At 68.9% G+C, this 13,486-nt stretch carries 15 protein-coding genes and 1 tRNA gene; 10 read left to right on the plus strand and 6 right to left on the minus strand.

All coding sequences use genetic code 11. The annotated features are described in order from the left end of the window. Positions 1–203: 203 nt before the first annotated feature. Entirely contained in the window at positions 204–1,526 is a 1,323-nt protein-coding gene (locus SD626R_RS08380) for an MFS transporter (RefSeq protein ID WP_092565623.1), read from the minus strand. 66 nt (positions 1,527–1,592) lie between these two features. Next, positions 1,593–1,727: a hypothetical protein gene (locus tag SD626R_RS17220; RefSeq protein WP_255310119.1), complete on the minus strand. Its 135-nt coding sequence runs from the start codon at positions 1,725–1,727 to the stop codon at positions 1,593–1,595. Between the two features lie 298 nt (positions 1,728–2,025). On the opposite strand from SD626R_RS17220, the gene SD626R_RS08385 reads away from it, so the two are divergent. Then, positions 2,026–2,442, plus strand: coding sequence for a type IV pilin domain-containing protein (locus SD626R_RS08385; RefSeq protein WP_092565625.1), 417 nt, complete (start codon positions 2,026–2,028; stop codon positions 2,440–2,442). Between the two features lie 342 nt (positions 2,443–2,784). Here the strand turns inward: SD626R_RS08385 and SD626R_RS08390 are convergent. After that, positions 2,785–2,856: transfer RNA gene (locus SD626R_RS08390), tRNA-Ala, on the minus strand. Positions 2,857–3,113: 257 nt separating this feature from the next. Between SD626R_RS08390 and SD626R_RS08395 the strand changes: the two genes are divergently transcribed. From SD626R_RS08395 to SD626R_RS08405, 3 genes are all read left to right on the plus strand, one after another. Further along, positions 3,114–3,881 carry a DUF120 domain-containing protein gene (locus SD626R_RS08395; protein ID WP_092565627.1) on the plus strand — a complete coding sequence of 256 codons (768 nt, stop codon included), beginning with the start codon at positions 3,114–3,116 and terminating at the stop codon, positions 3,879–3,881. Continuing rightward, the gene (gene ribB / locus SD626R_RS08400) at positions 3,881–4,651 is read left to right on the plus strand and encodes a 3,4-dihydroxy-2-butanone-4-phosphate synthase (protein WP_092565629.1); all 771 of its coding nucleotides are present in this window, start codon (positions 3,881–3,883) and stop codon (positions 4,649–4,651) included. The genes SD626R_RS08395 and ribB overlap by 1 nt, the downstream gene beginning before the upstream one ends. A 422-nt stretch (positions 4,652–5,073) precedes the next feature. Continuing rightward, positions 5,074–6,003 (plus strand): branched-chain amino acid transaminase, encoded by a 930-nt coding sequence (locus SD626R_RS08405; RefSeq protein WP_092565631.1) that lies wholly within the window; start codon positions 5,074–5,076, stop codon positions 6,001–6,003. Positions 6,004–6,066: 63 nt separating this feature from the next. On the opposite strand, the gene SD626R_RS08410 is transcribed toward SD626R_RS08405, so the two are convergent. Together SD626R_RS08410 and SD626R_RS08415 are read right to left on the minus strand one after the other, a co-directional pair. Further along, positions 6,067–6,771: a DUF502 domain-containing protein gene (locus SD626R_RS08410; protein ID WP_092565633.1), complete on the minus strand. Its 705-nt coding sequence runs from the start codon at positions 6,769–6,771 to the stop codon at positions 6,067–6,069. A gap of 114 nt (positions 6,772–6,885) precedes the next feature. Then, on the minus strand, positions 6,886–7,725 hold the full coding sequence (locus SD626R_RS08415; RefSeq protein ID WP_092565635.1) for a proline dehydrogenase family protein: 840 nt from the start codon (positions 7,723–7,725) through the stop codon (positions 6,886–6,888). 105 nt (positions 7,726–7,830) lie between these two features. Here SD626R_RS08415 and SD626R_RS08420 point away from each other — a divergent pair, with 105 nt between their 5' ends. The 5 genes from SD626R_RS08420 (at position 7,831) to SD626R_RS08435 (ending at position 12,355) form a co-directional block, all read left to right on the plus strand. Next, positions 7,831–8,373, plus strand: a complete 543-nt coding sequence (locus SD626R_RS08420; RefSeq protein WP_092565637.1) for a CDP-2,3-bis-(O-geranylgeranyl)-sn-glycerol synthase — start codon at positions 7,831–7,833, stop codon at positions 8,371–8,373. A 192-nt stretch (positions 8,374–8,565) separates the two neighbouring features. Further along, on the plus strand, positions 8,566–8,748 hold the full coding sequence (locus SD626R_RS08425) for an HVO_0416 family zinc finger protein (RefSeq protein ID WP_092565639.1): 183 nt from the start codon (positions 8,566–8,568) through the stop codon (positions 8,746–8,748). Positions 8,749–8,836: 88 nt separating this feature from the next. After that, positions 8,837–8,995, plus strand: coding sequence for a DUF7563 family protein (locus SD626R_RS16810; RefSeq protein WP_008002314.1), 159 nt, complete (start codon positions 8,837–8,839; stop codon positions 8,993–8,995). 85 nt (positions 8,996–9,080) lie between these two features. Next, positions 9,081–10,925 (plus strand): UvrD-helicase domain-containing protein, encoded by a 1,845-nt coding sequence (locus tag SD626R_RS08430; protein WP_092565641.1) that lies wholly within the window; start codon positions 9,081–9,083, stop codon positions 10,923–10,925. After that, a complete protein-coding gene (locus SD626R_RS08435) occupies positions 10,922–12,355 on the plus strand; it encodes a M24 family metallopeptidase (protein WP_092565646.1) in 1,434 nt (477 codons plus the stop codon). Before SD626R_RS08430 ends, SD626R_RS08435 begins: the two co-directional genes overlap by 4 nt. 19 nt (positions 12,356–12,374) lie before the next feature. On the opposite strand, the gene SD626R_RS08440 is transcribed toward SD626R_RS08435, so the two are convergent. Then, a complete protein-coding gene (locus SD626R_RS08440) occupies positions 12,375–12,650 on the minus strand; it encodes a DUF7533 family protein (protein WP_092565648.1) in 276 nt (91 codons plus the stop codon). 115 nt (positions 12,651–12,765) lie between these two features. Between SD626R_RS08440 and SD626R_RS08445 the strand changes: the two genes are divergently transcribed. Next, on the plus strand, positions 12,766–13,422 hold the full coding sequence (locus SD626R_RS08445) for a riboflavin synthase (protein ID WP_092565649.1): 657 nt from the start codon (positions 12,766–12,768) through the stop codon (positions 13,420–13,422). Positions 13,423–13,486 lie beyond the last annotated feature (64 nt).

Below are 13,486 nucleotides of genomic sequence, written 5' to 3' on the forward strand. Positions count from 1 at the left end.
ACCAGTTTCACCCGGTTCGACGAGTGGAGATTCCAACAGGTCGAGCCGCAGCTTCGCGGGATCGATCGGGCCGTCGATCGGCAACGGGGTGGGGTACGGGTCGCACGGTCGGTCGTGCCGGTTGGCGAGAGGCTACGTCGGAGGGAACTCTCGTCTCGGAATGCGGAGACAGGCGCCCGGTCGCGGGAGCCGGAGGCAGTCACTCAGTCTCGTCGGGTCGCGAACCGAGCGACCGCGGCCGCCGAGAGCGCGCCCAGCGCCGCGATTCCGGCGAGGACGAGGAACAGCTCGCGCGGGCCGGCCCGGGTGAGGACCGTCCCGGCGAGCGCGGCGCCGAGCGACCCGACGCCAAAGATGCCGAGGTAGGTGTAGCCGAACGAGATCCCGCGCGCCTCGCTCGGGGAGTAGGCCGCGACCGTCGCCTGCGAGAGCGGCTGGACCGTGAACAGCGCGACGCCGAGCGCGAGCGAGACCGCGAGGAACGTCGCGGTACCGCCGCTGGCGGGAACGAACAGCAGCGCGAGGGCCGCCAGTATCGACATCAGAACTATCAGGCCGCGCTCCGGGGGCATCCGGTCGGCGATCCGGCCGCCGAGGTACTGGCCGAAGACGCCGACCGTGAGGATCGCGACGTAGAGGTACCGCGCGACGTCGAACTCCTCGGCGTACGGGCTCTCCGGGTCGATCAGTTGGACATCGATCAATCCGCCGAGGACGTCGCCGAGGAGGTCCGGCAGGAACGTGAGGAACGTCCGGTAGTAGAGCCCGCTGAACGTGACGAACGCGAACACGATCAGGAATCCGCCGGCGAGCAGCACGCGCGTGTCGTCGGCGATCGTCGACAGCGAGACCGCTCCCTTCGCGCCGCCGCTCCCGGCGGTGCCCCTCTCCCCGTCCACGTCCCGACTCCCGCTCTCGTCTCGACTTCCGCCCCCGTCTCGACCCCCGCCGTCGGCGGCCGCGGGGTCCGGTAACGCCGCGTCAACGTCGACGGTGACCCCGTATGCGGCGACGACGACCGCCGGGAGCGTGAGCGCGGCCGCGACGATCCGCCAGTCGAACGCTAACAGGAGCAGCGCGGTCGCCAGCGGGCCGAGCGCGATCCCGAGGTTACCCCCGATCCCGTGGTAGCCGAGCGCGGTCCCGCGCTGGTCCACCGACTTCGAGAGCAGCGACAGCCCGGCGGGGTGGTAGACGCTCGCGGTGACGCCCCAGACGCCGACGGCGAGCGCGAGGGCGAGGAGGTTCGGTGCGACGCTCACAAGGAGGAACGATCCCGCCATCCCGGCGAGACACGCGAGGATGACCGGCTTGGAGCCGAACCGGTCGACGACGATGCCGCCCGGGAGCGCGCCGACGCCGAACAGCCCGTAGCCGATCGTCGAGACGAGCCCGAGGGCGGCCGCGGTCGTCGAGAACTCGGCGATCCACACCGTCAGCAGGATCGGGATCGAGAGCTCGTAGGTGTGAACGAGCCCGTGCGATCCGGCGGTGAACGCCACGATCCGTCGCTCGGCGGGATCCATCCCGTGGTCGTTCTCCGCGCCCGGTCATAGCTTCGGGGGTTGCCGACGGGGTTGCCGCGAGGGCGGCTACGCGAAGTTCAGCGACGTGTACACCAGCAGCCCGACGGCGACCACGGTGACGAGCACCAGCCAGCCGATCATGATCGCGCCCATCTGGCGATGCGAGAGGTTCGTTCCCTCGAGTATCTCTGAGACGCCCATGTCCCGACCGATTCGCCGAGAGTATTTAATCGCTTTCAACGGAACGAGACGGGCGGTTCGCGGGGGGCTACCACTCGACGTACGCGAGGAGTCACGTGCCGTAGATGTCGTCCGCGACTGGGAACGAGAACCGCACCACACCACGGACGTATCGACGAATTCGTCCCCCACGCAGCTGATTTTCGTCGGTGATATTTATGCCAGTAACTACATAAGTGGTTCCGACGTACTGTACAGTAACCAGCTAATCGATCGAAACGGAGCGACCGTTTCGTCGGTGGATCGCTGGGTTCAAACAATGAAACCAAGCAACCTATTCAAATCGGACGACCGCGCGGTGAGCCCTGTTACCGGAGTCATCCTCATGGTCGCGATCACTGTGATCCTGGCCGCCGTCATCGGGACATTCGTGCTCGGTCTTGGCGATCAAGTAAGCGACACCGCACCGCAGGCGAGCTTCACCATCGATGGCAACGATTCGTCGGTCATTAACGTAACAAAGACCGGCGGACAGACAGTTGATACGGCTGATCTCACGCTCTCTGTGGATGGTCAGGTCGCAAGTAGTAGTATTGATGATGGAAATTGGGAGACTGGAGAGCAAAAATCACTGGACTACAGTAGTATCACTTCTCCCAGTGGAGAAGTGGTAGTCAGGATAATCCATGATCCGAGCGGAAACGTAATCTTGGAACAGAATTACGACTTCAGCTAGTCGAATAGTTTACCCACGTTCTCCATCGGTTTTCTATTCTCATTCTGTACTGAAGCCTGATTACGCCGGTGTTGAGCTACTATGCGGCAACAGGATCTAATTCGTAATAATTTATAAATATTTTTTAGACTGAATCAGGTTGATGATCGCAGGGTCAATTGCGATGGTCATCGGGACCGCTCGCGCGCATGAGCAGATGTGTCTGCTCGTAAATCTGAGCTAGCTGGAATCGAAATCCGGTGTTCAAGCATGTCGGCCTGTATCAAACTGTATCGCTCGATGAGCATCACATACGCCCGATTGGAACGCCACCGAAGCATTCTGGTACGAGCGAGAAGGTAGTGGACTCGCGGGGATTTGAACCCCGGGCCTCTTCCTTGCGAAGGAAGCGATCTGCCGCTGATCTACGAGCCCGCACCCGAAATCAATCGCCGTTCGTATTTGTACCTTACCTTTCGACGACCCGCACGCGGATGGTTCGCAGGCGACGGCGGTCGTCGCGGCTCGCGACGAAGGCCGCCGATACCGACGGAATTAGATAGCCGCCCGCCCGACGTACAGTTGAAACAGTCCCTCCATCGGCTCCCGAACCGAGCCTAAACCAGATTAACGTTTTTGGGACGTATCCCACATTCGTTACCCTTTTGCGTGCGGGCGACCCAGATCCGGGTATGGCAGAAGCGACGGCGACGGCGGACCCCGACCCGGCCGCGATCGCGGCCCTGAAACACGTCGGGCTCGTCGGCGGCCTGACCGAGACGAAGGTGTCGTGCGCGGCACTGGGCGACCGCCTCGACGCCTCGACGCAGACGGCGTCCCGGCGGCTGCAGACCCTCGAATCGGCGGGCTACATCGAGCGCGACGTGGTCGGCGACGGGCAGTGGGTGCGCGTCACCGACGCGGGCAAGGCGGCGCTCCGCGCGGAGTACGCCGACTACCGCCAGCTGTTCGAGAGCGAAGTGGAGCTCGTCCTCCGCGGCGTCGTCACCGGCGGGATGGGCGAGGGACGCCACTACATCACCCTGCCCGGCTACGCCGAGCAGTTCCGGTCGCGGCTCGGCTACGAGCCGTTCCCGGGCACGCTCAACGTCGACCTGAGCGAGGAGAGCGTCCGCCGTCGCGGCGAGATGGCCGGGATCGAGGCGGTCCCCATCGACGCGTGGGAAGACGAGGACCGGACCTACGGCGCGGCCTCGTGTTACGGCGTCACCCTCGTCGCGGGCGACGAACGCTACAACGAGGTCCACGCGATCGTTCCCGACCGGACTCACCACGACGACGACCAGCTGGAGCTGATCGCCCCCGACCGGCTCCGCGACGAGCTCGATCTCGACGACGGCGACGAGGTCGAGGTCCGGGTGACCGCGACGAGCCGGGCCGACGACCCCGCCGAGAGCGAGGCCCCCGACCGCGAGGACCGCGAGACGGAGGTGGCTTGATGCGGGCCGACATCGACGCCGACGGCGACGCCGAGGTGGCTCCGGGGGGCGACGCCGGGGCGACCGCGGACGGTGGGGCGACGGCCGAGAGCGAGGCGGCCGACGCGGCCGAGTCGGTCGAGCGCGCGCTCGCCGCCTTCCGCGCCGGCGACCCGGTCTGCGTCCACGACTTCGCGGACCGCGAGGGGGAGACGGACATCGTCTACCCCGCAGGCGCGGTCGACGAGGCCGCGGTCGCGCACATGCGCAACGACGCGGGCGGACTGATCTGCGTGGCCGTGAGCGACGCCGTGGGCGACGCGTTCGACCTGCCGTTCCTCGCCGACGCCATCGACCACCCCGCGGTCGACGACGACCCCGACTACGACGACCGCTCCTCCTTCTCGCTGCCCGTGAACCACCGCGAGACGTTCACCGGGATCACGGACGCGGACCGCGCCCGGACCGTGTCCGAACTCGCGAGCGCGGCCGGCCGGGTGCGCGACGACCCGACCGGCTACGCGCCCGAGGACTTCGCCGCGGAGTTCCGCGCGCCCGGCCACGTCCACGTGCTGCGCGGCGACCGCGACGGGCTCGGCGGCCGGACCGGCCACACGGAACTCGGGCTCGCGATGGCCGAGGCCGTGGGCGCCGCCCCCGCCGCCGTCGTCTGCGAGATGCTCGACGACGAGACCGGCGACGCGCTCGCGCCCGCGGACGCCGCCGCCTACGCGGCCCGCCGCGGCATCCCGTACGTCGAGGGCGCGGCGCTCGTCGAGGCGCTGAAGTAATCGATCACCGTGCGGTGGCGCGTGCCGATGAGCGCCTGAAAGGCGCGAATCGCACGCGCGAGGGAGTCGCGAGCGAAGCGAGCGACGAGGCTGGGGAGGCGTGAGGCGCGGTCGCTGTGTGGGGCGGGGCTCGAAGGGGCAGCCGCGAGGCCGCCGTAGGCGACGCCAAGCACCACAGGGAGCGAGTGAAACGAGCGACCGAGGAGCGCAGCGAGCGTACGGCGGCCTCGCGGCTGGGGCTTCGGGGCAGTACTCGGGAGCGAGAGCGGCCACGTATCGCCGAGCGGCTGGGGCTTCGGAGGCGGTCACCCGCGCAGAGCAGAGTTCGACGCGCGGCCAGACGCGCGGATCGAAGTTCGATCCGTCGCGACGGTCTCGACCGCTTGTTACAGTTTTAAGCCCGCCGACCGCAACCACGTAGTATGGGATTCGACGAGATGGATGTCGACACGATCTGGAAGAACGGGGAGTTCCTCGACTGGGAGGACGCGACCACCCACGTTCTGACCCACGCGCTCCACTACGGGAGCGGCGTGTTCGAGGGCGTCCGCTGTTACGACACCGAGCAGGGGCCGGCGGTGTTCCGCTGGGACGAACACCTCGACCGGCTGTTCGACTCCGCGAAGATGTACGACATGGACATCGAGCACTCCCGCGAGGAGCTCACCGAGGCCACCCTCGAACTCCTCGACCGGCAGGACCTCGACTCCGCGTACATCCGGCCGATCGCCTACTACGGGTACGACTCGCTCGGCGTCTCGCCGAATGACTGCCCGACCGACCTCGTGCTCGCGGCGTGGCCGTGGGGCGCGTACCTCGGCGAGGAGGCCCTCGAAGAGGGCGTCGACGTGATGGTCTCCTCGTGGCGGAAACACGCCTCCTCGCAGGTGCCGACGAACGTGAAGACCACCGGCCTCTACGTCAACTCCATGCTCGCGGGCGAGGAGGCCCGCCGGAACGGCTACGTCGAGGCGATCGTCCTCAACAAGGAGGGGAACGTCGCCGAGGGGCCGGGCGAGAACATCTTCATGGTCAACGACGGGGAGATCTACACCACCGGTCCCGCGCAGTCCATCCTCGAAGGGATCACCCGCGACACCGTGATCACGCTCGCGGAGGAGCGCGGCTACGAGGTCCACGACGAGGCCGTCATCTCCCGCGGCCAGCTGTACACCGCCGACGAGCTGTTCTTCACCGGCTCCGCCGCGGAGGTCACGCCGATCCGCTCCGTCGACGACACCGAGATCGGCGCGGGCACCCGAGGCCCGGTGACCGAGGAGCTCCAGCAGGCCTTCTTCGACCTCGTCGAGCGGCGGACGGACGACCACGACGACTGGTTCGCCTACCTGTAGGCGGCTCGAACGCGTCGCGATTCGCGACGCATCGCGGTCACCGTGAATCGCGGTTCGGCGCGCTTAGTCGTTCTCGCCGTCGGTCGGGGGCCGTTCCGTCTGTCCGGGCGTGCCGTCAGTGCGGACGCCGCCGACGCCGCCCGAGCGGTCGGCGTCGCCCTCGGGCGGGCGTTCCTCCTGAACGGGGACCTGGTGGGCGGACTCGGCGAAGCCGGCCGAGAGGACGCGCGTCATCCCCTCCTCGACGGTCTCGCCGGTCTCCTCGATGCGCTCCGGCTCGACCTCGATGACGAAGCCGGTGGTGATGTTCGGCGCCGTCGGCATGAACAGGACGATCTTCCCGTCGCGGGTCTTCTTCCCGGTGCGGAACGCCGTCATGCGGATCCCCGGCCACGTCTCGATGTACACCGGGCTCTGGAGCTCGTCGGTCCCGGAGACGGCCGTCTCGATGGCGAGCTTGGAGGCGTTGTACACCACGCGCAGCGCGGGGATCCGGTTGATCGCGCCGTCGACGGCCGACTCCGCCAACCGGCCGAACGTCGTCCGCATGAAGTAGCCGACCGCGAGGACGACGGTGGCGAACACCGCCAGCGCGATGATCACGCGGGAGATCGGCTCCAGCGGGGCGGGGATAATCGCCGGCTGAAGCCCCTCGATGAGGGGGATCGAGGCGATGTACCGGTAGATCCACTGGAGGACCAAGAGGAGGACGAGGAGGGGCGCCAACACGATGAGCCCGCTGGCGAAGTCGCGTTTCCACGTGGACATCTATCGGATCGGTATGTGGCGGCGACGCTTAAGAGGGCTTCCACGCGCCGGTGACGGCGACCCGGAGCGCGAATCGGTCCGCGGGCGTTCGTCGACCCGAAGTGCGCGCCGCCGTCACCGGCCGGCGACCGCCCGCAGCGCGAACGTCAGGTTCTCCTTGCGCTCGCGGACGCGCCGGTAGAAGTACGAGAGCCACTTGTCGCCGAACGGCGCGTACTGGACCACGTCGACGCCCTGCGCGGCGAGGTCGCGCTGCGCGTCCTCGCGGACGCCCATCAGCATCTGGACCTCGTAGTCGGTGCCGTGTTCGGCGGCCAGGCGGTTCGCCAGCGAGATCATCGCCGGGTCGTGGCTGCCGACGGCGACCCCGCGGTCCCGGTGCTCGAAGAGGAAGCGCAGGTCCTCGCGGTACGCCTCGTCGACGCGGTCCCCGCCCGTGTACGCGACCGACGCCGGCTCGTCGTACGCGCCCTTCACGAGCCGGATCGACCCGGGGACGTCGACGAGGCGGTCGAGGTCGTCGCGGGTGCGCCTGAGGTTCGACTGGACGCACTGCCCGACGCGCCACGGGTGCTCGGCCGCGACCGACTCGAAGGCGTCGAGGGTGTCGTCGGTGGTGTCGGCGTCCTCCATGTCGCACCAGACGAAGGCGCCGATCTCGTCGGCGCGAGCGACGATCTCCCGGTAGTGCTCCTCGAAGAGCTCGGCGGAGACGTCGAGCCCGATCTGCGAGGGCTTCACCGAGATCCGGGCGTCGAGGCCGCTATCGGCGATGTCGTCGAGCAGGGCGAGGTACGCGTCGACGTCGGCGCGGGCGGCCGCCGGGTCGTCGTAGTGCTCGCCGAGCAGGTTGACGACGACGGCGATCCCGTCCTCGTTGCACGCGCGGACGTGGTCGAGGGCCTCCGGGACGCTCTCGCCGGCGACGAACCGCCGGGCGATCGGGGGGAGCATACCCGATATGGGGGCGGCGGCGACTTCACTGTTGCCGAACCGAGGGCCCGACCTCGTCCGGCGCGGATCCGTGGTTTATAAATCGACGACGCCTGTGCACCGCGTATGATCGGCTCGCTCGTCGCGACGGCGTTCTGGGCGATGGTCCCCGCGTACGTGCCCAACAACGCCGCGGTGCTCGCCGGCGGCGGCCGCCCCATCGACGGCGGCCGCGAGTGGCGCGGGGCGCGCCTGCTCGGCGACGGGAAGACGTGGCGCGGTACGGCGGTCGGGACGCTCGTCGGCGTCGCTCTCGCGCTCGCGCTCAACCGCCTCAACGACCCCGCGAGCGCCGCGCTCGGGGTCGACCTCCCGACGTTCGCGCTCCCCGCGGCGGTCGCGCTCGCGTTCGGCGCGATGTGCGGCGACATCGGCGCCTCCTTCCTCAAGCGGCGCTCCGGTCGCGAGCGCGGCGCCGCGTTCCCCGGGCTGGACCAGCTCGACTTCGTCGTCGGGGCGCTCGCGGCCGTCGCCGTCGTCGACACCGACTGGGCGCTGGCGACGTTCACGCCCGCCGTGCTCGCCGCCGTCCTCGTGATGACGCCCGTCCTTCACGTGGTCACGAACGTCGGCGCCTACCTCCTCGGCCTGAAGGACGAGCCGTGGTGAGCCGACGGGGAACGGTCCCGTCGCCCGCGGAGGTTGTCGCGTGAGGACAGTTTGCAACTATCTCTCCATCGCGTAGAGGAACGTCCGTCCCGAACAGTTTCGTGGAGTATCTCCGATCGTTCGTAGGAGAGATATCGGTTCGACGGGAATCGTGAGAAGATATATATACTCGCGTGTCATTGACTGGCATGCATGTCTAGTAGTGCACCCAGCTCGGACGACGACGTGCTCGACGAGTTCCTCTCCGACCGCGGCCACGAGACGGAGATCGTACGCTGGGAGCGGTCCTATAACAAGCTCCAGTGTCCGGAGTGTGGTGCACTCCACCCCGAGGGAACGGCGCGGTGTGACGTCTGCGACTGGCGCCCGACCTGACGCCGACGACGGCGCAGGTGGGATTAGCGGTTTTCTTTCGTCTGGACTCGGCGGCAGCATTATGTGGGATCAATCGATACTGTCGACCATGCCGACCTGCCAGAACTGCGGTTCGTTCGTCACGACCGATTACGTTCGGGTGTTCACCCCGAACGAGGTCGACCGCCCTCGCGTCTGCCCCGCCTGCGAGGACCTCGTCCGCGACGGCGCCGACGTTCGGGAAGCCCGCGCGACGCGAAGCAACTGACCTGTCAGCGGCGGCGATCGCTGCGTTCCGACCGGAGCGGCCCCGAGCCACGGCGTTTAAGGAGAACCGGGATCACGGGTAGACAATGACCGATCCCACGGTGACGCGACTGTTCGGCGGTCCGGGAAGCGGGAAGACCACGGCGCTTTTGGACCGCGTCGAAGGGATTCTCGAAGACGACGACGCCGATATCCGTGACATCCTCGTCGTCTCGTACACGCGCGCGGCCGCCGCCGAGATCCGCGAGCGCCTCGCGGAGCGGCTCGACGTCTCCCCGCGCAGCCTCCAGGGGAACGTCAGCACCATGCACGCGAAGGCGTACGAGCTGCTCGACCTCTCCCGCGGCGACGTGGTCGGCGAGGACGACAAGGAGGCGTTCTGCGAGGAGTACGGCATCGAGTTCGAGGACCAGCACGGCGGCGCCGGGCGCCGGACCGCGCGGTCGACGACCATCGGCAACAAGATCATCGCCACCTCCCAGTGGCTCCAGCGCACCGAGCGCGACGTGGCCGACTGGTACGACGTGCCCTTCCAGTGGAACGTCGAGGAGGTCCGCCTCCCCCCCGAGGAGGACCCCAACGCCCAGCAGGGGAACAAGTACACCCCGACGTGGCCCTCCGACGACGACCGGATCGACATCCCCGAGACGATCCGGGCGTGGCGCGGCTACAAGGGCGACAACGACCTCGTCGGCTTCGCGGACATGCTCGAACGGGTCGCGCAGCGCTCGCTCGTGCCGAGCGTCGACTACCTGATCATCGACGAGTTCCAGGACATCACGACGCTGCAGTACAACGTCTTCGAGGAGTGGCGCCCGCACATGGAGAAGGTGCTCATCGCCGGCGACGACGACCAGGTCGTCTACGCGTGGCAGGGCGCCGACCCCGACCTCCTGCTGGACACCGACGTCGACGAGGACGTGGTCCTCCCGAACTCCTACCGGCTCCCCTCGGAGATCCTCAACGTCGTCAACGCCGAGATCCGCCACATCGACAAGCGACAGGAGAAGGACCTCCACCCGCGCAAGGAGGGCGGCACCGTCGAGGCGATCCAGGCGCCGTCGATGATCGAACTCGTCCGGAACGTCCGGTACACGGTCGAGGACGACGAGGGCGACATCATGTGTCTGTTCCGCGCGCGGTACCAGATGTTCGACTTCATCGACGAGTTCATCGACCACGGGATCCCCTTCTCGATGCTCACCGACGGGCGGATGTGGACCGATCGCGTACAGGACTACGTCAGCGCCGTCGAGAAGGCGGAGGCGGGCGACCCCGTCAACGGGCTGGAGGCCCGGCGCCTCGCTGACATGCTCCAGGACTCCGCGTTCGGCACCCACGACCGCGACGAGTTCTACGACTTCCTCGACGACCGCGAGGAGGCCGCCGACGCCGACGACGTCTCCCTGATCGAGGTGACGCCCGACGAGCTCGACGACTACATCCCCTTCATGCCGGACACCGCGAGCGCCGACGACATGGTCCGGAAGGTGACGAGCTTCCAGCGGAAGTCGATGGGCGCGTACTTCGACGGCGACTACGGGGAGACCGACCCGACCCGCGTCCGCGTCGGCACGATCCACTCGGCGAAGGGCCGCGAGGCCGACCACGTGTTCGTCGCGACCGACCTCACCGAGAAGGTCGTCGAGCAGATGGCGGCCTCAATCGACGACCCGACCGACGTCGACGGCGTCGACGAGTTCACGAAGGCGACGAGCCCCGTCCCAGTCCTCACGGACAACGAGCGCCGGGTGTTCTACGTCGGGATGTCCCGCGCCCGCGAGCGGCTCGTGATCATGGAGAGCCTCATCGGCGGGGCGCCGACGCTCCCGATCAGCGTCCTGCTGTTCAACGAGCTCCGCGACGAGACCCCCGAGGAACTCGTCGAGGAGGTCCAGGCCGAGCTGGCGGTCCCCGAACCGGAGCCGTGAGCGACGGGGGCGAGGGGGCCGGCGGTGACACCGGGCCTGCCGGAAACGACGCCGCATCCGCCGGAGACGACGCCCGGCGCCGACCCCTCCGGACCGACCTCACCCCGATCGTCGAGGCCATCGCGGCCGCCGACGCCGACGCGTTCGTCGCGGTCGGCGACCGCTTCGACGACGACCTGCGATACCTCACGCGCTTTTCGGGTCCGGACCGATCGTACGCGCTGGTGGTGGTTCCGGGCGGTGATGGCGCGGGCGATGATGACAGCGCGGGCGACGACGACCGCGACGCCGCGACCGCCCGCGCCGTCTGCTGCCCGCCGAGCCTCTTCACCGAGCAGGCCGAGCGGGGGTTCGTCTCGGGCGCCCGCGCCCGAGGCGGTGAGGGGTACGACGACGACGACATCACCAGCGGCTTCCACGACGGCGTCGCCCGCGAGGTCCGGACCGAGAACGTCGGCGACCACGCCGGGGAGCGCGCGGCCGCGGCAGTCGCGGCGCTGCTCGGCGGCGGCGACGCGACAGAGGACGGCGGGTCGAACGCCGACGGCGCCCCCGACGCGACCCTCCTCGTCCCGCCCTCGATCCCCCACGACGCCGCCGTTTACCTCGAACGCGCCGGCAACGCGCTCGCGTCGACGGACGCGGTGACGACGGCGCGGGCCCGGAAGACTGACGCGGAGCTCGACCGTCTCCGCCGCGTCCAGCGCGCGGCGGCCGCGGGGATGGCGCGCGCGGAGACCGTGCTGGCGGGCAGTGAGGCCGGCGAGGACGAGGCCGGGGAACCGACCCTCCGGTGGGAGGGCGCTCCCCTGACGACCGAGCGGCTCCGGCGCGAGGCGAACGCGGTCCTCGCCGCCCGCGGCGTCCGCGACGCCGGCAACACCGTGATCGGCGCCGGCCCGTCGGCCGCGGACCTCCACTACGTCGGCGACGAGCCGATCCGGCCGGGCGAGACCGTGCTGCTCGACATCTCGCCGCGCGGTCCCGACGGCTACTACGGGGACATGACCCGGACGTTCGTCGTCGACGGCGACGGCGGCTGGGAGCGCCGCGCGTACGTCGCGGTCGAGGCCGCCCGCGAGGCCGCGCTCGCGGAGGTCGAGCCGGGGGTTCCGGCGAAGACCGTCCACGGCGAGGCGGCCGCCGAGCTGGCCGCCTACGGCTTCGATCCGGACGCGTGCGAGGGGGAGACGGGATTCACTCACGGCACCGGTCACGGCGTGGGCGTGAGCCTCCACGAGTCGCCGTCGCTGTCGGGCGCCGGCGAACTGCGGCCGGGCCACGTCGTGACGATCGAGCCCGGCGTCTACGACCCGAGCATCGGCGGCGTCCGACTGGAGGACCTCGTCGTCGTCACCGACGACGGGTACGAGCTCCTCGCGGAGTACCCGTTCGGGATCGTCCCGGAACGGCGCCGAGAAACCGAGTGAAATCGGGGTCGGCGGTCGGTCACTTCTCTGCGGATTCCCCGTCGGACTCCGCGGCGACGGTCTCGTCTCCGCCGCGGAGCTGACTGGGGAGCAGCCCCGAGATCAGCCCGCGGAGGATCCGACCCGGGTCGAGGAAGTACTGCGGGAGGACGACCATCGCGACGGCGACGACGAGCAGCCCGACGCCGAGCGCGACCTCGCCGGCGAACAGCCGGATAACGGCGTAGTTCGCGAGCGGCAGCGCGAACACCAGCGACGCCGCCAACCCGATCATGTCCATCAGCCCGAGGCGCATTGGAGTCGGGTTGGCCCCGGGGGGTCAAAAGAGGCGCGACGGCGGGAAGGAGGACGGGCGCCGAGGGATAGGCCGAACACCGAACCGATATGTGTCGCGCGCGCTCAGTTCCGGTATGTTCACCGGCATCGTCGAGGGCACCGGGACGGTCCGTACGCGGACCGAGACGGACGACGGACTGCGGCTGCGGATCGGAGTCGACGGGTTCGACGACCTCCACCACGGGCAGTCGATCAGCGTGAGCGGCGTCTGTCTCACCGTCGAGGAGTACAGCATCGGCGCCGCCGACGGCGCCGACGCGGACGGCGCCGACGAGGGAGACACCGACGGCTGGTTCGAGGTGTTCCTCGCGAGCGAGACGGTCGCGAAGACGTATCTCGGCGACGTGGCCGAGGGCGACCCGGTCAACGTCGAGCGCGCGATGCCCGCCGACGGGCGGTTCGACGGCCACGTCGTGCAGGGCCACGTCGACACCGTCGCCGAGGTGACGGGGATCGAGCGCGTCGGCGAGGACTGGCGGTTCGCGTTCGCGATCCCCGATGGCCACGCGGACTACCTCGTGGACAAGGGGTCGGTGACGCTCGACGGGATCTCGCTGACGGTCGCCGAGAAGCGCGACGGGGAGTTCGACGTCGCGATCATCCCGACGACCTACGAGCTGACGACCCTTTCCGAGAAGTCGGTCGGCGACCCGGTCCACCTGGAGGTCGACGTGATCGCGAAGTACGTCGAGAACATGGTCGAGGGGTACGCGGGGTCGACGAGCCGGTAAGTCGGCACCGCCGTCACGTTCGGGCGAGCCGGGAGTAAGACGACCGTCCGCTTCCCGGATACGG

The organism is Halorubrum sp. SD626R (assembly GCF_001261915.1).
Lineage (GTDB): Archaea > Halobacteriota > Halobacteria > Halobacteriales > Haloferacaceae > Halorubrum.

Coding starts and splice junctions, on each gene's coding strand:
- SD626R_RS08380 (WP_092565623.1), bottom strand. CDS start 1,526: ATGGATCCCGCCGAGCGACGGATCGTGGCGTTCACCGCCGGATCGCAC.
- SD626R_RS17220 (WP_255310119.1), bottom strand. CDS start 1,727: ATGGGCGTCTCAGAGATACTCGAGGGAACGAACCTCTCGCATCGCCAG.
- SD626R_RS08385 (WP_092565625.1), top strand. CDS start 2,026: ATGAAACCAAGCAACCTATTCAAATCGGACGACCGCGCGGTGAGCCCT.
- SD626R_RS08395 (WP_092565627.1), top strand. CDS start 3,114: ATGGCAGAAGCGACGGCGACGGCGGACCCCGACCCGGCCGCGATCGCG.
- ribB (WP_092565629.1), top strand. CDS start 3,881: ATGCGGGCCGACATCGACGCCGACGGCGACGCCGAGGTGGCTCCGGGG.
- SD626R_RS08405 (WP_092565631.1), top strand. CDS start 5,074: ATGGGATTCGACGAGATGGATGTCGACACGATCTGGAAGAACGGGGAG.
- SD626R_RS08410 (WP_092565633.1), bottom strand. CDS start 6,771: ATGTCCACGTGGAAACGCGACTTCGCCAGCGGGCTCATCGTGTTGGCG.
- SD626R_RS08415 (WP_092565635.1), bottom strand. CDS start 7,725: ATGCTCCCCCCGATCGCCCGGCGGTTCGTCGCCGGCGAGAGCGTCCCG.
- SD626R_RS08420 (WP_092565637.1), top strand. CDS start 7,831: ATGATCGGCTCGCTCGTCGCGACGGCGTTCTGGGCGATGGTCCCCGCG.
- SD626R_RS08425 (WP_092565639.1), top strand. CDS start 8,566: ATGTCTAGTAGTGCACCCAGCTCGGACGACGACGTGCTCGACGAGTTC.
- SD626R_RS16810 (WP_008002314.1), top strand. CDS start 8,837: ATGCCGACCTGCCAGAACTGCGGTTCGTTCGTCACGACCGATTACGTT.
- SD626R_RS08430 (WP_092565641.1), top strand. CDS start 9,081: ATGACCGATCCCACGGTGACGCGACTGTTCGGCGGTCCGGGAAGCGGG.
- SD626R_RS08440 (WP_092565648.1), bottom strand. CDS start 12,650: ATGCGCCTCGGGCTGATGGACATGATCGGGTTGGCGGCGTCGCTGGTG.
- SD626R_RS08445 (WP_092565649.1), top strand. CDS start 12,766: ATGTTCACCGGCATCGTCGAGGGCACCGGGACGGTCCGTACGCGGACC.